The sequence below is a fragment of the Ignavibacterium sp. genome (genome assembly GCF_025998815.1).
Taxonomy (GTDB): domain Bacteria; phylum Bacteroidota; class Ignavibacteria; order Ignavibacteriales; family Ignavibacteriaceae; genus Ignavibacterium.
On sequence record NZ_AP026678.1, the window covers coordinates 473,476 to 492,268 of the forward strand.

15 protein-coding genes are annotated in these 18,793 nt (G+C 34.2%); 13 read left to right on the forward strand and 2 right to left on the reverse strand.

Annotated elements, in window-relative coordinates:
- Positions 1-68: 68 nt before the first annotated feature.
- From Q0X14_RS01975 to Q0X14_RS02025, 11 genes are all read left to right on the forward strand, one after another.
- Entirely contained in the window at positions 69-707 is a 639-nt protein-coding gene (locus Q0X14_RS01975; protein WP_297841724.1) for a protein-L-isoaspartate(D-aspartate) O-methyltransferase, read from the forward strand.
- Between the two features lie 260 nt (positions 708-967).
- Complete coding sequence (miaA, locus tag Q0X14_RS01980) at positions 968-1,906, forward strand: tRNA (adenosine(37)-N6)-dimethylallyltransferase MiaA (protein WP_297841727.1); 939 nt, start codon at positions 968-970, stop codon at positions 1,904-1,906.
- On the forward strand, positions 1,890-3,257 hold the full coding sequence (locus Q0X14_RS01985) for an acyclic terpene utilization AtuA family protein (RefSeq protein WP_297841729.1): 1,368 nt from the start codon (positions 1,890-1,892) through the stop codon (positions 3,255-3,257). Before miaA ends, Q0X14_RS01985 begins: the two co-directional genes overlap by 17 nt.
- A 1-nt stretch (position 3,258) precedes the next feature.
- The gene (locus Q0X14_RS01990; RefSeq protein WP_297841732.1) at positions 3,259-3,576 is read left to right on the forward strand and encodes a hypothetical protein; all 318 of its coding nucleotides are present in this window, start codon (positions 3,259-3,261) and stop codon (positions 3,574-3,576) included.
- Positions 3,577-3,758: 182 nt separating this feature from the next.
- Positions 3,759-4,226 carry a four helix bundle protein gene (locus Q0X14_RS01995; RefSeq protein WP_297841734.1) on the forward strand — a complete coding sequence of 156 codons (468 nt, stop codon included), beginning with the start codon at positions 3,759-3,761 and terminating at the stop codon, positions 4,224-4,226.
- Between the two features lie 142 nt (positions 4,227-4,368).
- A protein-coding gene (prfB, locus tag Q0X14_RS02000; protein WP_366522787.1) for a peptide chain release factor 2 occupies positions 4,369-5,470 on the forward strand; the annotation gives its coding sequence in 2 pieces (ribosomal slippage) (positions 4,369-4,437 and positions 4,439-5,470; 1,101 coding nt in all).
- Between the two features lie 197 nt (positions 5,471-5,667).
- Positions 5,668-6,000 (forward strand): MGMT family protein, encoded by a 333-nt coding sequence (locus tag Q0X14_RS02005; protein ID WP_297841737.1) that lies wholly within the window; start codon positions 5,668-5,670, stop codon positions 5,998-6,000.
- 107 nt (positions 6,001-6,107) lie between these two features.
- Positions 6,108-8,876 carry a DEAD/DEAH box helicase family protein gene (locus tag Q0X14_RS02010; protein WP_297841741.1) on the forward strand — a complete coding sequence of 923 codons (2,769 nt, stop codon included), beginning with the start codon at positions 6,108-6,110 and terminating at the stop codon, positions 8,874-8,876.
- Positions 8,873-10,264, forward strand: coding sequence for a restriction endonuclease subunit S (locus tag Q0X14_RS02015; protein ID WP_297841744.1), 1,392 nt, complete (start codon positions 8,873-8,875; stop codon positions 10,262-10,264). Before Q0X14_RS02010 ends, Q0X14_RS02015 begins: the two co-directional genes overlap by 4 nt.
- 383 nt (positions 10,265-10,647) lie before the next feature.
- Complete coding sequence (locus tag Q0X14_RS02020) at positions 10,648-11,787, forward strand: Fic family protein (protein ID WP_297841746.1); 1,140 nt, start codon at positions 10,648-10,650, stop codon at positions 11,785-11,787.
- A gap of 83 nt (positions 11,788-11,870) precedes the next feature.
- Positions 11,871-13,343: a class I SAM-dependent DNA methyltransferase gene (locus tag Q0X14_RS02025; protein WP_366522792.1), complete on the forward strand. Its 1,473-nt coding sequence runs from the start codon at positions 11,871-11,873 to the stop codon at positions 13,341-13,343.
- Positions 13,344-13,432: 89 nt separating this feature from the next.
- On the opposite strand, the gene Q0X14_RS02030 is transcribed toward Q0X14_RS02025, so the two are convergent.
- Both Q0X14_RS02030 and Q0X14_RS02035 read right to left on the reverse strand, forming a co-directional pair.
- Positions 13,433-14,353 carry a DUF5668 domain-containing protein gene (locus Q0X14_RS02030; RefSeq protein ID WP_297841751.1) on the reverse strand — a complete coding sequence of 307 codons (921 nt, stop codon included), beginning with the start codon at positions 14,351-14,353 and terminating at the stop codon, positions 13,433-13,435.
- Complete coding sequence (locus Q0X14_RS02035) at positions 14,350-14,817, reverse strand: PspC domain-containing protein (protein WP_297841753.1); 468 nt, start codon at positions 14,815-14,817, stop codon at positions 14,350-14,352. Before Q0X14_RS02035 ends, Q0X14_RS02030 begins: the two co-directional genes overlap by 4 nt.
- Before the next feature lie 346 nt (positions 14,818-15,163).
- Here Q0X14_RS02035 and Q0X14_RS02040 point away from each other — a divergent pair, with 346 nt between their 5' ends.
- Positions 15,164-16,798, forward strand: a complete 1,635-nt coding sequence (locus tag Q0X14_RS02040; RefSeq protein WP_297841756.1) for an NAD+ synthase — start codon at positions 15,164-15,166, stop codon at positions 16,796-16,798.
- A 172-nt stretch (positions 16,799-16,970) separates the two neighbouring features.
- The gene (locus Q0X14_RS02045; RefSeq protein ID WP_297841758.1) at positions 16,971-18,743 is read left to right on the forward strand and encodes a cytochrome c biogenesis protein CcdA; all 1,773 of its coding nucleotides are present in this window, start codon (positions 16,971-16,973) and stop codon (positions 18,741-18,743) included.
- Positions 18,744-18,793: the final 50 nt, after the last annotated feature.

Genomic DNA, 18,793 nt, shown 5'->3' on the forward strand with positions numbered 1-18,793 from the left:
CTAAAAATTTTCTGATAAAATGTTCGAATAAAATTTTATTTTTGTCTGCTAAAAAATAAGAATAATTTATGTCAAGATATCAGAGACAACAATTAGTTGAGACTTTACGCAAAAAAGGAATCACTGACGAAAAAGTTCTTGAAGCAATTGGTACAATTGAAAGAGAGAAGTTTATTCCTGCTACAATGGTTCATAATGCTTATAAAGATATAGCTTTGCCAATCGGTTATGAACAGACAATTTCACAACCATACACCGTTGCTTTTATGACTGAAAAGTTAAATATTAAAAAAGGTGATAAAGTTCTTGAAGTAGGAACTGGTTCGGGTTATCAGGCAGCAATTCTGGCTTTTCTTGGTGCTCAGGTTTATAGTATCGAAATAAATCTTGAACTTTATCATCGCACAGTAAAACTATTTGATAAGCTTGGAATCAGAGTTCATGCTAAGTATGGTGATGGTACAATTGGTTGGGCAGAATATGCACCGTTTAACGGAATAATTGTTACTGCTGGTTCTCCTACAATTCCAACAAAACTTAAAGAGCAGTTAGCAATTGGAGGAAGATTGGTCATTCCTGTTGGGGGAAGAGACTATCAGGATTTGTATGTTCTGACAAAACTTTCGGATGATGAATTTAAAACTGAAGTCTATCCTCGTTTTGCTTTTGTTCCACTGCTCGGCAAAGAAGGTTGGGAAAAAAAGTAATTTACTTTCTAGAATGAATAATTTGATTGGATGAAGACTGCCAGGATAGAGATAGAATGAGTTGAACGGTTGAATGACTCAATGCTTATCTTTGGCAGGTAAGTATCTATGAATGAATGAATTGCTGAATGACTGATTGAATGATTGACTGATTTATTTATAAGCTTTTGAAAGATAATTTCAAACTAAAGTTTTTCATTCAACCATTCATACATTCACTCATTCATATATACATTCATTCATTCTTTATTTTTTAAGTTATGAAAAATTCAGACAAAGTTATTGTAATCGTTGGACCAACTTGCTCAGGTAAAACCAGGTTAAGTTTGATACTTGCAGAAAAGATTAATGGCGAAATTATTTCTGCTGATAGCAGACAAGTTTATAAACATTTGTCAATTGGAACTGCAAAGCCAACTGAAAAACAACTTAATTCCGTTAAACACTATTTTGTTGATGAACTGAATCCTGATGAAGAATTTAATGCCGATATTTTTTCAAGAAGAGCAAACGAGATTATTCGATCATTGCTCGGAAAAAATTTAACTCCTGTTGTCGTCGGTGGTTCAGGTTTATATATTAAAGCATTGATTGATGGAATAACTCAAACTATAATTGCTGATAAATCTTTAAGAGAAGAATTACTCGAAGCAAGGAAAATTTATGGTAATGAATATGTTTACAATGAATTAAAAAAAATTGATCCAGTCAGTGCTGAAAGAATGCTTCCGCAAAATTGGAAAAGAGTTTTAAGAGCGATTGAAGTCTTTAAATTAACAGGGAAACCAATCTGGCAACATCATTTGGAAAATAATTCAAAACCAGAATTCAATTTTATTCAATATGGTTTGCTTTGGGATAGAAAAAAACTCTATCAGAATATAGAACAAAGAGTTAACCAGATGATTTCGGATGGTTTAGTCGATGAAGTAAAGGAAATACTTAGATTGGGATATTCAAAGGGAAGCAATTCGCTTAACACTGTTGGTTATAAAGAGTTAATTGATTTTATTGAAAATAAAATTACATTTGAACAAGCCGTTTATCTTATTAAAAGAAATACACGAAGATATGCTAAAAGGCAAATGACCTGGTTCAAATCAGACAAACGAATTAATTGGATTCGAATAAATTCTTTTAATGAGATTGATGAAATTGCAGAAAATATTCTAAAGGATTTTTATGAAAGAAAAAATTAGAATTGCATCCGGACAGGGATTTTGGGGCGACCTGATTGATGCTCCTTATCATCAGGTGACCAAAGGACCAATTGATTATCTGGTTATGGACTATCTTGCCGAAGTTACAATGTCCATTCTTCAAAAACAGAAAAACAAAAATCCCGAACTTGGTTATGCAAGAGATATTCCGGAATTGATGAAAAGGATTCTTCCCATTTGTAAAGAAAAAAATATTAAAGTAATTACCAACGGTGGAGGAGTTAATCCTCTTTCCTGTGCAAATGCAGTTATGAAAGTTGCAGGTGAACTTGGAATCAAAAATCTGAAAATCGGAATTGTACTCGGTGATAACATTCTCGATCGATTGGATGAAATAATTTCTTCCGGTGCTGAATTAAAAAATATGGAAACCGGTGAACCAATCACTTCTGTAAAAGATAAACTCCTAAGCGCAAATGTTTATTTCGGAGCTTTTCCAATCGTTGAAGCGTTACAAAAAGGTGCTGACATCGTGATTACCGGAAGAACAACTGATACAGGTTTAACATTGGCTCCGATGATTTATGAGTTCGGCTGGTCTAAAACTGATTACGATAAACTTTCTGCCGGAACTGTTGCCGGACATATTTTAGAATGCGGTGCACAATCTTCAGGTGGAAACTTTTTAGGAGATTGGAAATCAATTCCAAATATGGCTGAAATTGGTTTTCCGATTGCCGAAGCATTTCCTAACGGAGAAGTAATAATCACGAAGCACAAAAATACTGGTGGTAGAGTTTCATTCGAAACTGTCGCTGAACAATTATTATATGAAATTGGAGATCCGAAATCTTACATTACACCGGATTGTGTTGCTGATTTCACTTCGATAAAATTAGAAGATTTAGGTAATGACAGAGTAAGAGTTTTTGATGTTAAAGGTTTTCCGGAAACCGAATTCTACAAAGTTTCTTGTTCATACTCCGATGGTTATTCTGCTTCTGCAACACTAACTTATTCCTGGCCCGAAGCACTTACAAAAGCTAAAGCTGCAGACCAGATTTTAAGAAAGCGATTGGAAAATCTCAATCTGACTTTCGATGAAATAAGAACAGAGTTTATTGGTTATAATGCTTGTCACGGTCCATTGGCAAAACAACTTCCTGAAGATGATATAAATGAAATTATGCTGAAAGTTGCAGTTCGTTCTCACAATTTCGATTCAGTTGAAAGGTTCGGAAAAGAAATTGCGCCATTGATTTTAACAGGTCCACCAAGTGTTACAGGTTTTGCCGGTGGCAGACCAAAGCCAAGCGAAGTCGTAGCTTATTGGCCTGCACTTATTCCAAAATCTTTAGTTAAACCTGAAATAAAAATTATAGAGTTGTAACATGAAAAAAATAAAGTTGATTGAAATTGCTCACGGAAGAAGCGGCGATAAAGGTGATGCAGCAAATGTAGGCATAATCGCTTACAATGATGAAGGGTACAAAATTATTTCTAAGTATTTGACTGCTGAAAGAGTCAAAAAACATTTTGAAGGTATTTGTCTTGGTAAAGTTGAAAGATTTGAATTACCTAACCTTCGTGCTTTAAATTTTCTTCTTCACAACACTTTAGGTGGAGGAGGAACAGTATCACTAAAACACGATGCACAAGGAAAAACCCTTGCAGCAGCTTTACTGAGAATGGAAATAGAAATGGAATGATTGAATGCCTACCTACGGTAGGTAAAGATGAATGGATGAATTGGTGAATGGGTGAATGAATAAATTTTAAAACATTCAACCATGCAAACATTCCGTAATTCAACCATTCACCAATTCAATCATTCAGTAAATTAAATTCGGTCACTCGATTTTATACTATTGGATTTTGTAGGAGGTTATTTATGAATTCTGATGCTAAGAAATTTATCGAACTGAATAAAAATATTAATCGAGGTTATAGAAAACTTGAAGTTTGGCAGGAAGCTGTAGTCTTATTTGCTTTTGTTAAAAAGAAAATTAACACTTTAAGTGAGCTTTCATTTAAATTAAAAAGTCAGATTGAAGATTCTGCAATGTCCGTCTCTTCAAATATAGCAGAAGGATATTGCAGAAGGTTTCTAAAAGAAAATATTCAGTTTAATACGATTGCTTTATCATCGCTTGGTGAAAATTATTCGCAAATATTTAACTTGTTTAATGCTGGTGAAATTGATGAAGAATGGTTCAGAGAGTATGATAAAATTCATTACTCATTAGAAAACAAACTAATTAAACTTAATAAATCCTGTATCGAAAAGCTGAAAGAAAGTTATGACTGGAAAAATGATTATCATGTCAGGGAGATTATAGAAAAGTATGAAATTGTATAATCATTCAATAAAGAATTCATTCATCCATTCATTCACTCAGCCATTCAATTATTCGAATATTCATTCATTCAACCATTCAATAAAACTGTATTCGAGGAGAAAGAAATTCATTCATTCAAACGAAAATTAAAGAGAGGTAACTATGTACGAAGATAAAATAAAACAGTTAAACACTTATAGAACCCGTATAGAAAATTTACGGAGTTATCTTTGACATCGATAACAAAGAAAAAAGAATTAACGAACTTCAAAAAAAATCCGAGTCATCCGATTTCTGGAATGATCAAAAATCCGCACAAAAAACACTTCAGGAAATAAAATCACTTCAATCCTGGGTTGAACTCTGGAAGAGTGTTCATCAAAAAGCTTCTGCAGTTGAGGAAACAATTCTTCTTGCTCAAATGGAAGAAGATGAATCATTCGAACCCGAAATTGACAAAGAACTTGTTGAACTTGAAAATGCAATCGAAGAAGCTGAATTCAAAAACATGCTGAGTGGTAAAGATGATGATAAAAATTGTATTCTGACAATTCATTCCGGTGCTGGTGGAACTGAGGCACAGGATTGGGCTGATATGTTGCTTAGAATGTATTTACGTTGGGGTGAAAAGAATGGATACAAAATGACAATCATTGATATGCTCGAAGGTGATGGAGCCGGAATTAAATCAGCAACTGTTGAAGTTGAAGGACCATTTGCCTATGGTTATTTGAAAGCCGAAAATGGTGTTCATCGTCTCGTCAGGATTTCACCGTTTGATGCAAATAAAAGAAGACATACTTCATTTGCTTCGGTATTCGTAATTCCTGAAATAGATGATTCAATTGAGATAGAGATAAATCCTGCTGATTTAAAGATTGATACTTACAGAAGTGGTGGTAAAGGTGGGCAGAATGTTAACAAAGTTGAAACAGCCGTTCGCATCACACACATTCCAACGGGAATTGTAGCTGCTTGCCAAACTGAAAGATCTCAGCTACAAAACAGACAGAATGCAATGAAACTTCTTAAAGCTCGTTTGTATCAACTCGAATTAGAAAAACAAAAAGCTGAGCAGGAAGAAATAGAAAAAAGTAAAATGAAAATTGAATGGGGAAGTCAGATTCGTTCATATGTTTTTCATCCTTATAATATGGTTAAAGACCATCGAACGGATGTGGAAACTTCCGATGTTCAATCGGTGATGGATGGTGAAATAGATCAGTTTATTAAAGCGTATTTGCTTAAATTCAGTAACAACTAAAAATGAATGACTGAATGACTGAATGATTGAATGATTGAATGATTTAATGTTTGTATGGCTGAATGAAATTTGATTAAATCATTCATCCATTAAGTTTTTTCTGCCTCTGGCAGGTATTCAATCATTCGATTTAACATTCATCCAATCATTTGATTCAATCATTCATTTAAGTGTATATTCATTCAAAGATTTTTTATATGCGCCACAAGAAGGATTTTTTTCAAAAAGTTTATGAAATCACAAAGAGAATTCCGCGAGGGAAAGTGACTACTTATGGCGATATAGCCGAAGCGTGTGGAATTCGTTCTGCAGCAAGAACAGTTGGTTGGGCTTTAAATGGATGCGGACCAGATGTACCAGCTCACCGGGTTGTCAACAGATACGGAGCTTTGACAGGAAAAATTCATTTTGGAGATCCAAACCTGATGGAAGAATTACTTCGTAGCGAAGGTGTTACATTTGATGAAAAAGGTTGTGTAAGACTGGATAAACATTTGTGGAGACCGAAGAGAAGAAATAATAAAAAGTAGTGAAATTTATTCTCTTTGGTTATTTTTAGTCAGGTTAGTTGCAATTGATTAGAAGTATATCCGGGAATTGGTTGAAAAATTTGAATAACCTTTAATCAGGAAATTTTGTGGCAACACCAGAACAAAAAGCCCGTGAGATTATTGATATAAAGCTTACTCAAGCCGGTTGGATTATTCAGGATTTAAAGGATTTTAATCCTTCCGCAGGATTGGGTATTGCTGTAAGAGAATATCCTACCGAAAGCGGTTCTGCTGATTATATTCTTTTTATTGATCGTAAACCAGGTGGTGTGATTGAAGCTAAAAAAGAAGGCATTACTCTCAGTGCTGTTCACGATCAGACTGAACGATATTCTGCAGATAATCTTAAGTACATCCGTAAAGATGAAATTCTTCCGTTTCAATATGAATCTACCGGAACTGAAACTCTGTTCACTGATGCACGTGACCCATCACCACGACAAAGAGAAATTTTTCATTTTCATAAACCTGAGACTTTACTTGATTGGCTTAAACAAGAAAATACACTTCGGGCAAGATTAAAAAATTTTCCGGTTCTGAATCCATCAGGACTTCGTGTTTGTCAACTCAATGCTATAATTAATCTTGAACAATCCTTTGCCCAAAATAAACCTCGTGCACTTATTCAGATGGCAACAGGTGCAGGAAAAACTTTTACTGCAATCACTGCAATTTATCGTTTCTTAAAATTTGCAAAAGCTAAAAGGATTTTGTTTCTCGTTGACACAAGAAATCTCGGTAAGCAGGCAGAGCAGGAATTTCAGGCATACAAACCAAATGATGATAAAAGACTATTTACTGAACTTTACACGGTTCAGCGGCTGCGTTCAAATTTTATCGATCCATCAGCACAGGTTTGTATCAGCACAATTCAAAGGATGTACTCAATTCTTAAAGGGAAAGAACTTGATGAAAGAAATGAAGATGAATCACCGTATGAATCAAAAATTATTGATAAACCGGTTGAAGTAGATTATAATCCTTCCGTTCCGATTGAGACTTTTGATTTTATCATCATTGATGAATGCCATCGCTCAATTTACAATCTCTGGAAACAGGTGCTCGATTATTTTGATGCTTTTATGATTGGACTTACGGCAACACCGGACAAAAGAACATTTGCATTCTTCCACGAAAATATTGTTAGTGAATACACTCTTCAGAAATCCATAGAAGATAGAGTTAATGTTGGCTATGATGTTTACACAATCGAAACAGAAATTACAAAACAAGGTGCTAAAATATCCGCAAAGCAGTATGTGGATTTGCGAAACAAAATGACCCGCAAAAAAGAATGGAAGCAGCTTGAAGATGAAGTAGATTATACACCAACACAACTCGACAGAGATATTGTTAATCCAAGTCAGATTAGAAATATAATCCGTGAATGCAGAAGAGTAATTACAGAAGAATTTTTTCCGGACAGAAATGAAATTCCCAAGACTTTAATCTTTGCCAAGACTGATAGCCACGCCGAAGATATAGTCCATATTGTTAGAGAAGAATTTGGAGAAGGAAATGATTTCTGCAAAAAAATTACTTACAATACTAAACCAGATGATCCGGAATCAATACTTCAGCAATTTCGCACAGCATATTATCCACGAATTGCAGTTACAGTAGATATGATTGCAACCGGTACGGATGTTAAACCAATTGAAGTCTTGATTTTTATGCGTGATGTTCGTTCAAGAAATTATTTTCAGCAGATGATTGGCAGAGGAACACGATCATTAAATAAAGATGATCTGGTTAAAGTTTCACCAAGCGCAAAACTGAATAAAGAAAGATTTTTTATTATTGATTGTGTCGGTGCTTTCAAATCACTTAAAGTTGATTATCAGGTTGTTGATAAAAAACCATCTGTGCCGCTTAAAGATTTAATGCGAATGGCTGTGTTGCAACCGGATGAAGATACATTGACTTCACTTATAGCAAGATTATTAAGACTTGACAGACAAATTTCTGAATCCGATAGAAAGAAAATCGAAGAGCTTTCCGGTGGAAAAACAATTTCTCAAATTGCTTCTGATCTTGCAAAACCATTCGATCCGGATTTCCAATCAGAAATTGTTGCAAAGACCATCAGTCTAAAGCCGGACGAAGAACCAACAGAGCAGCAAATCCAATCAGTCATTCAACCATTCATCCAATCAGCTATTCGTCCATTTGACAATCCTCAGTTAAGAGATTTTATTGAGAATGCAAGACGAAGCATTTATCAGATAATTGACACTACAAACATTGACAGAGTAATTCATTCGGGATTTGATGCACAGGCGAAAGAACACTCCGAAGAAATAATAAATAACTTCCGAAAGTTTATTGATGAGAATAAAGACGAAATTATTGCATTAAAAATTTATTATTCACACAGTAGGGACAGGGCTTGCCCTGTCCGCGGGTCAAATTATGACATAATAAAAGAACTCCGTGATGCACTTGCAAATCCGCCTTATCATCTTACTGTTGATCAAATCTGGAATGCATATCAACGTCTTGAGCCAAGAAAAGTAAAACACAGAACAACAGTTGGAATGCTTACAGATATAATTTCTCTTTTACGCTTTGAACTTAAAATTGACGATACACTTGAGCCATACAGTGAAATTGTTAACAGACGATTCAAAGAATGGGTATTCAAAAGGAACGCAGGACCAAAACAATTTACAGAAGAACAAATGAACTGGCTCAGAATGATTAAAGACCACATTGTCTCTTCGGTAAGAATTGACAAAGATGATTTTGAACTTTCGCCGTTTGTTGAGGAAGGCGGACTTGGAAAGTTTTATCAATTGTTTGGTGCAGAAACTGAAAAGATTATTGAGGAAATAAATAACGAATTAGCAGCGTGAAAAAGAAAAAACACAATAGCACGCAGATGAAGCAGATTGAGAGCGGTTTGCCTGACAACAGTCAGGTTAAATCAGATAAAATCAGCGAAAATCAGTCTGATCATCACAATCAACATTCTATTCCGTCTAACTGGAAATGGGTTAAACTTGGTGATGTTAGTGAACCACCACAATATGGTTATACAACAAGTGCTTCGAATGAAGGTGATTTAAAGTTTCTAAGAACAACAGATATTACTTCAGGAGTAATTGATTGGGATACTGTTCCATTCTGTAAAGTAAATCCAAAAGACATTGATAAATATATTTTAAAGGATAATGATATCGTTATCTCACGTGCTGGCTCTATTGGTTATAGTATTTTAATATCCAAACCTCCTAAAGCAGTATTCGCCTCTTACTTAATTCGTTTCCGTCCAAAGACAAATCCAAAATTTTTTGCATTATTTCTTCAGAGCCCAAATTATTGGAATCAGATTTCTGAAAAAAAACTCGGTATTGCTATTCCCAATGTTAATGCAACAAAACTTAAGGATATATATCTCCCACTCCCACCCCTCTCTGAGCAGAAAAAAATTGTTGAGAAGATAGAAGAGCTTTTCAGTCAGTTGGATAGTGGAGTTTCGGCACTTAAAAAAGCTAAAGAACAAATTCGCTTGTATAGGCAGAGTGTGCTTGCGAGTGCCTTCTCCGGGAAACTCGTGCGGGAAGCAGGCAGTAAGCAAAAAGCAGTTGTCAAAACGGAAATGTTAAATGAAGCCGAACCAAAAGCAGAATATAAAAACAACAAATTACCGGATGGCTGGAAATGGGTGAAGGTTTCTAATGTTGGGGAAGTTGTAACAGGCACAACACCACCCAAAAATAATTCAGATTATTATGGTACTTCATTCCCACTATACAAGCCGACTGACTTAAATTTTGGAATAAATACTCGTGATGCTTTAGATAATTTATCGGAACTTGGCGCAACCGTAGCAAGACTTCTTCCCGAGAAAAGTGTAATGGTAACTTGTATAGGTGCTACCATTGGTAAAACTGGAATGAATAGAAGGGTTGGGGCAACTAATCAACAAATAAATTCGATAATTATTAATGATAAATTTATACCTGAATTTGTTTATTACTTTTGTATATCGGAATTTTTTCAAAAGCAAATCAAGAAATATTCCTCATCAACTACTTTACCAATTTTAAATAAGTCTAAATTTGAATCTTTACCATTTATTGAAGCACCTAAAGATCAACAACTCCAAATCGTAGAAGAAATAGAAAAACGATTTTCAGAAGCAGACAATCTTGAAAAAGCAATAGATGAAAGTTTAGCAAAGGCAGAGAGCTTAAGACAAAGCATTTTAAAGCAAGCGTTAGAAGGGAAGTTGGTATAGATAGTCCCGAACTGAATAGCAACGACTTTTAAGTCGTGGAAAAAATAAAATAAACTCTCTCAGGGCTTCAGATGAAGAATAAAAGATTTGGCAAGCCGGAGATAATAATTGATAATTAATTAACCACGAGCTAAAGCTCGTGGCAATTCATAAATTATATTTTTATTCATCATTGAATAGCCACGACTTTTAAGTCGTGGTTAAAAGAAGCCGACCCAATTTAACCGGGCTTCAGCCCTACTAATCATAATTAAACTGATTTAATTATAAATTTTTATGATAAAAGAAAGTGCTTAAAGTTTAATTATGACTTGTTTTAATTAAAGAAATTTAACTATATTTAATTATAAACTTCTATAATTAAAGAAAGAGTTAAAAAATCAGTGAAATTTGAAGAATTCAAAGGCGGCAGTTATATACAAATACAGGATTATAAGAGCTTTCTTCCAACCAAAATAAATCAGCAATGGATTTGGGAAGACGCTAAAATAAATACATTACTTGCTGAAGCAAACAGGAAACTAGGTTCACTGGATTCATTTGCTTTACAGATTCCGGATGTTGATATTTTCATAGAAATGCACATCGCAAAAGAAGCAACAAAGTCTAGTAAAATAGAAGGAACAAAAACGGAGATTGAAGAGGCATTAAAAAAAGAATCAGAAATTGATCCTGAGAGAAAAAACGATTGGCAGGAAGTGCAGAACTATATAGAAGCAATGAACACTTCAATCTCAAAACTAGAAACACTACCAGTTTCAACCAGATTATTAAAAGATGCTCATCGGATATTGATGAAAGGTGTAAGAGGTGCACACAAAAATCCAGGTGAGTTCCGTACCAGCCAGAACTGGATTGGCGGAGCAACTATTCAGGATGCCGTTTATATTCCTCCAATTCATACGGAAATTAATGAATTGATGAGTGATCTGGAAAAATTTCTGCACAATGATCAGATTGATGTTCCAGTTTTAATTCGTGCCGGAATTGCACATTACCAGTTCGAAACCATTCATCCATACCTTGATGGAAATGGTCGAATAGGTCGTTTGTTAATTACGCTTTATCTGGTAAGTACAAAGCTTCTTTCAAAACCGGCTCTTTACTTATCGGATTATTTCGAAAAACATCGTCAGCTTTATTATGATAATCTTAACAATGTCAGAGTTAAAAATGATCTAACCCAATGGATAAAATTTTTTCTTACCGGCATTATTGAAACAAGTGATAAAAGCATAACTACATTTAAAAGTATTCTAAAGTTGAAAGAAGAAATTGAAGATAAGAAATTGCCTGAGCTTGGTAAAAAATTACCAACTGCAAAACAACTGATGAAATATTTATACAAAAAGCCGGTTGTTAATGTTCAGGAAATAAAGCAAGAATTAAAGGTTTCACTTCCTACAGCTAATTCTTTAATTGCTGATTTTGTAAAATTAAAAATCCTGGTTGAAAAAACCGGATACAGAAGGAATCGCGAATTCGAGTTTACTGAATACCTGAACCTTTTTAAGGATAATTAAAATCTCAAAGATGACATCTTTTTCAAAAGATGTCATCTTTTGTAAAAGTTTTATGTAACATTATAAAAATTGATAAAAGAAATATGACAACAGCATCAATTGTTCAGAGAGTGTGGAATTACTGCAATACATTAAGAGATGACGGCGTAAGCTACGGCGATTATGTAGAACAGCTTACATATCTTCTCTTCCTTAAAATGGCTGATGAATATTCCAAACCACCGTACAACAGAAAAATAAATATTCCGGCAAAGTATAACTGGGAATCTCTGAAAAATAAAAGTGGTGCTGAGCTTGAAGCACATTACATAACTATTCTCACAGAACTTGGAAAAGAAAAAGGAATGATTGGCGAAATTTTCTTCAAAGCTCAGAATAAAATTCAGGATCCCGCAAAACTTTATAAGCTTATTCAAATGATAGATGATGAAAACTGGGTTGTACTAGGAGCCGATGTTAAAGGTGATATATACGAAGGTTTGTTAGAGAAAAATGCTGAAGATACAAAATCCGGTGCAGGACAATATTTTACTCCACGTGCTTTAATTAAAGCAATGGTTGAATGCATCAGACCAGAACCAAAAAAGACTATTGCAGATCCTGCTTGTGGCACAGGTGGTTTTTTCCTTTCAGCGTACGATTTTATCTCTACGAATTACAATCTTGATAAGAGTGAAAAAGAATTTCTTAAATTTAATACTTTCAGAGGTTGGGAAATTGTCCCGAACACTGCACGTTTGTGTTTGATGAATTTATACTTACACGGAATTGGTGATTTGAACAGTGAGCCACCAATTGAAAGAGCCGATAGTCTGCTTTCAGCACCCTCAGAAAAATTTGATTATGTTTTAACCAATCCTCCTTTCGGTAAAAAAAGCAGTTTTACAATTACAAATGAAGATGGAACTCAAAGCAGAGAAGCACTCACTTATGAAAGACAGGATTTCTGGACAACAACCTCAAATAAGCAATTAAATTTTGTTCAGCATGTTCGTTCAATGCTAAAAGCAGATGGTAAAGCGGCAGTTGTGGTTCCCGATAATGTTTTGTTTGAAGGCGGTGCTGGTGAAACTGTCAGGAAAAGATTGCTGGAAACTACTGACCTTCACACGATACTGCGACTTCCGACAGGAATATTTTATGCGCAGGGAGTTAAAGCAAATGTTATTTTCTTCGATAACAAACCTGCAGCAAAAACACCCTGGACAAAAGAAGTCTGGATTTATGACCTTCGTACTAATATGCACTTTACTCTTAAAACTCAACAGATGAAATATGATGATCTGAAGGATTTTATAAACTGTTATAATCCATCAAACAGATTTAAAAGAAAAGAAACCGAACGCTTTAAGAAATTTAGTTATGATGAAATCATTTCAAGAGATAAAACTAATCTGGATATATTCTGGCTTAAAGATGAGTCGCTTGGTGATTTGGAGAACTTACCTGAACCAGATGTTATAGCAAATGAAATCATAGAAAATATTGAGGCGGGTTTAGCAAGCTTCAGGGAAATTGTTGAAGGGTTGAATAATAAACAAAATGATAAATCCTGAATTTTTTGAGTAGGCAGTATAAATTAAAATGATGTCACACAAATTTCATTTCTGTGTGACATCTTTTTAGAATTTAAGTTTACAAAATCCTAATAACTCTGCACATCAATTGATGAAACTCCACAATCAATATCTATGTACAGTTTCTTTGCAGCATTATCAAAATTTGGTGTGCGGTATAAATCTGATTTTATTTTTGTGAAGCCAACAAAATTTTTACTTGATAGTGCAGCATCAGTTTTTATTTCACAAGCAACATCCTTTGGAATTAGTATGTCGATGTCTGATGCACCTGCATCAATCTTTAAATCCGAGGTTGTTATTTGGTCACCGTATTTGATTCTTAGTGCTGCGGCTCCCATATTTATTTCGGTCTTTCTTACTTTGAACTGAGTTAAATCCAAATCAAGTGATGCGGCACCAACATCAAAATTAAGATCCCATTCAGGATTAGGATTCAATGATATCTCAACAAAGTTTTTATAATTTTCTTTACCGATTTTTATACTTCTTCCTTTCATATCAAAAAATATTTCTGAATATGACCCAACATCATTTCTTCTTACTGAATAGAGGTCTTTTAATCCTTCGGCTTTGAAATCAATTAATTTGTCAGTTGTTGAAAAAAGTTTGAATGAACCTGCACCACCATTGAAATTTAATGCAGCAGTTTTTATTGAGTCATTGTATTCCTGAGAAAAATATGTTGTGTCAAATACGGCATTGTTATCATCGTCAATAACTATTTCAAAGTCGCTGTTAATCAATGAAGTTGTAGCACTTACCGAAGCATAAATTGAAAGAGCTAAAACAATTCCTGCAAGTGATGCAACTACTGCTTTACCAATCTGATTTTTTAGCATTATTGAAATTCCAATTAGTATTAAAACGCTTGGCCAGAATTTCCATGCTGTTGACCATTGGAAACTAAAGTCAGTAAGATTTCCGATCAGCACAAGCGCGCCAAGCGATACAAAAAACATTCCCCAGAAGTAATGTGAAGTTTTCATTGTTTCACCTCATTATAATTATTTCTTGCATTAAGAATTAACGCGAATCCAATTCCAATAAGAATTAAAGGCCAGAAGTCATGGAAACTGAATCTTGGAACAAAATTATCCAGTAAGAACAATACTCCAAGAAAAATCAGAATTATTCCAGCCAGCGAATTTTTATTCATTCTTCTTTTTTCAACGATGAAGTTCTGAAAAGTATTTTGATTCGTGTCTGATTGTCCTGCAGTTGCGTCAGCACCTGATGAACCTTCATGATTTGGTTTTGGGATGGTAAAAGGTTTTTGAGGAATTACAATCCACAAAATTATATAAGCTAGAATTCCTCCGCCGCCAAAGAGAACTGCAACCACAAAAAGTACTCTTATGATAACCGGATCAATATCAAAATACTCGCCGAGACCACCACAAACTCCACCGAGCATCTTGTCGGTATAGGAACGATATAATCTCTTTTCCATTTTCGAACTCCTTTCTGAATAAAATTTCTACTGTAAACTTAATATCATTTTATATGGAAGGCATTTAATATAGTATCAGCGGTTCAATCAATTTAGATTTGGCAAATCATCATTTTGTTCGGGCGAATGGAATCGGTGAATGGTAGCTAAAATTAGTTTTCGATTTCAGTGAACTATTACTACAAATAAAATTATCCGAATTTTCTCATTATAAATTTGAATTATCAGACTTTAGATTTGAATTAGAAAGAATGTTTAATCCCGAAGTGATTTAATATCATTGTAAAATCTTTGAGATAACATATTTTAGTCACAACATTTTATTAAAATCTTAACATACAATTTTATGAAACTTGCTTTATGTCAGATTGACCCAATAATCGGAGACCTCGAATACAATAAAAAGAAAATCTTAGATGGATACAAAAAGGGGATTGAAGCTGGCGCAGATTTAGTAATCTTTCCTGAACTATCACTTGTTGGTTATCCTCCACTTGACTTAGTTGAAAAAAAAGAATTCAGATTAGCTGTTAACAAAGCTGCAAACGAAATTGCATCGAAGACTGCTTCGGTAGGATTAATTTTTGGAGCTATAACAGAAGACGATGATTTGATTGGAACTGATGTTCATAATTCTGCACTTCTTTGCTATGAAGGTAAAATTCAATTCATTCAACACAAAACTTTAATTCCAAATTATGATGTATTTGATGAGATGCGATATTTCGACCCATCAAAAGAAGTTTTCGTCCATCAGTTCAAAGGTGAGAAGTTAGGAATTTCTATTTGCGAAGATATTTGGAATGATGCTGATTATTGGTACCGACGACGATATACAAGAGATCCGATTCAGGAATTGCTTCAAAAAGGAGCAACAATTCTGATAAACATTTCTGCAAGTCCGTATTCTTATGGAAAAAGACAAGCAAGAAAAGATATGCTTTCAACTTTATGCAGAACAGATAAACTTCCGCTTGCTTATACTTGCTGTGTTGGTGCGCAGACTGATTTGATTTTCGATGGTGCAAGTATGTGTTTTGATAAGGAAGGCAGATTAGTTAAAGTAGGAAAAACTTTTGATGAGGATTTTATTTTGTTCGATACCAGAGAGCATTATGAAGAAATAAAAAATTGCGAAAGTAGTTTTGAAGAAGAAGTCTTTAAAGCTCTTGTTTATGGATTAAAAGAATATTGTACCAAACTCAATTTCAAAAAAGTTCTTGTCGGTCTTAGTGGTGGAATCGATTCTGCACTGGTTACTTGTATTGCAGTCGAAGCTATGGGAGCAGAAAATGTTCATGTTCTTCTGATGCCTTCAAAATATTCCAGTGAAGGCAGTGTAACTGATTCATTAACGCTGATTAGAAATTTAGGAATCTCATTTAACAATGTTAGCATCCAACCCGTAGTTGATGAAACAATTTCGCAACTTAAACCTGCTCTTAAAAGTATTAAAAGTTTAACTGAAGAAAATCTTCAGGCAAGAATTCGTGGTTTGTATCTTATGGCTTATTCGAATAATGAAGGACACTTGTTACTGACAACAGGAAATAAATCCGAAATGGCAGTTGGTTATGCAACACTTTATGGAGATATGGCTGGCGGACTTGCAGTGATTGCTGATGTTTACAAAACAGATGTTTATAAAATTGCCAATTATATCAATCTGGAAAGGGAAATAATTCCGCAAGCTATCATCAATAAAGAACCTTCAGCCGAGCTTAAACTAAATCAAACAGATCAGGATACACTACCACCTTATGACTTGCTTGACAGAATTTTACGAATGTATCTTGAAGAGAACAAAGAAATTAATGAGATAAAAGAAATTATTGGTGATGAAAAAATTGTGATGAAAGTTTTGAGAATGGTTGATTTCAGTGAATATAAACGAAAGCAAGCCGCGCCTGCTCTGAGAGTATCTTCCAAAGCATTTGGTTATGGAAGAAGATATCCAATCGTTCAGGGCTGGCGAAAATGAATTTATTGAGTTTAGAAGAAATTATTTTTTACCACTCTAAACGAAGTATTAGTCCTGTTGCTAAAAGGATTTTAGATATTTCGTTTTGAGTAATTAGACTAGATTAAATTAAGAATACTCTTATTATAAAAGTTAAAACAAGATTTCTATTCATAAAAAATTTTGAGGAATGATGAGAAAATTATTTTTAAGTATTGTTTCATTGATGATTATTATTTCATCAAGTGCATTCTCTCAGTTTGGTGGAAATAGTGATCAGGTTAAAATTAAAAGCTATTCTTCCTTCGATAAAATTTATCCTGGAAGTGAATTCAAAGTTGCAGTAAAGGTTGATGTCGCAGAAACCTGGCACATTAATTCTGATAAACCAAAAGAGGATTTTTTAATTCCTACAGAATTAACCTTAGGTGATATAAAAGGATTTAAGCTTATAAAGAAAGCATATCCTGAAGCTAAAGAATATAAATTCAGTTTTTCTGAAACACCACTTTCTGTTTGGGAAGGTGAATTTTATGTCGGTGCCATTATAAAAGTTGATGATAATGTTCAACCAGGAAAATACAATCTGATATTTAATCTTGATTATCAGGCGTGCAATAATCAAAGTTGTCTCGCACCAACATCAATATCAGATACACTCGAAATTGAAATAGCTGATAAATCTACACCGGTTAACCAAATTAATCAGGAAATTTTTGAGAAAATTAATATTGCTGAGAATACACAAGTAGTTGAAAAGAAATATGAAGATGATTCAATTTCGTCCACACTTGAAAAAAGTGGATTGTTAGTCGGATTGTTATTTGTATTCATCGGCGGACTCGCATTAAATCTCACACCTTGTGTTTATCCTCTAATACCAATTACAATTGGATATTTTGGTGGGCAAAGCGAAGGTCGTACAAGCCGACTCACTTTAATGGGTTTACTATTTATGCTCGGAATGGCAGTAACTTATTCAATCGTGGGAGTTGTTACTTCATTAACCGGTGCTGTATTCGGAGCATTATTACAGAATCCGATTGTCATTATCATAATAGTTGCAATATTTGTTGTATTATCATTAAGTATGTTTGGAGTTTATGAGTTCAAATTGCCTGATAGTTGGGTTGCAAAAGCTGGTGGTGCAAAAGGCGGATATTATGGCGCTTTCTTTATGGGATTAACAATGGGAATTGTTGCAGCTCCTTGCATCGGTCCTTTTGTTCTTGGTTTGGTTACGTATGTTGCAGCAAAAGGTGATCCTTTATTTGGCTTTCTGATGTTCTTTGTTTTGGCACTAGGTCTTGGATTGCCATATTTATTTCTCGCAATCTTCTCTGGAAAGATTAAAAATCTACCTCGCGCAGGTATGTGGATGGATGCAGTGAAGCACATCTTTGGATTTATACTTTTAGGAATGGCTCTTTACTTTTTACTTCCGCTTTTACCTAAAGAAATTTCCGGATATGTTTTACCAATCTTCGGAATAATTGCTGCAATTTATATTCTTTTCTTCGATAAAGCTGCCAAAGGAATTAAAGGATTTACAATTTTCAAAACAGTCTTTTCAATTATTGTAATTGCAATTTCTGTCTGGGCTTTGATACCATCAGATAAACAGTCAATTGATTGGCAGCCATATTCTGATTCAGCTCTTTCAAATTTTGAAGGAAAGAAAGGTGCTATAATTGATTTTTATGCTGATTGGTGTATTCCCTGCAAAGAACTTGATGCAATGACATTTTCAGATGCGAATGTAATCGAAGAATCCAAAGACTTTATCACACTTAAAGCTGATATGACAAAATCTTTAGCACCTGAAGTTTCTGCATTGCGTGAAAAATACAAGATAGTTGGAGTACCTACTGTGTTGATTCTAAATTCAAAAGGTGAAGAAGTAAACAGGATTACAGGTTTTGTAAACGCAGAAGAATTTCTAAAAATAATTCAAAGTGTTGAGTAAATAATATTCAATTGATAATTCACATTGCTCTTAGTAGTTTTGAATCGGCA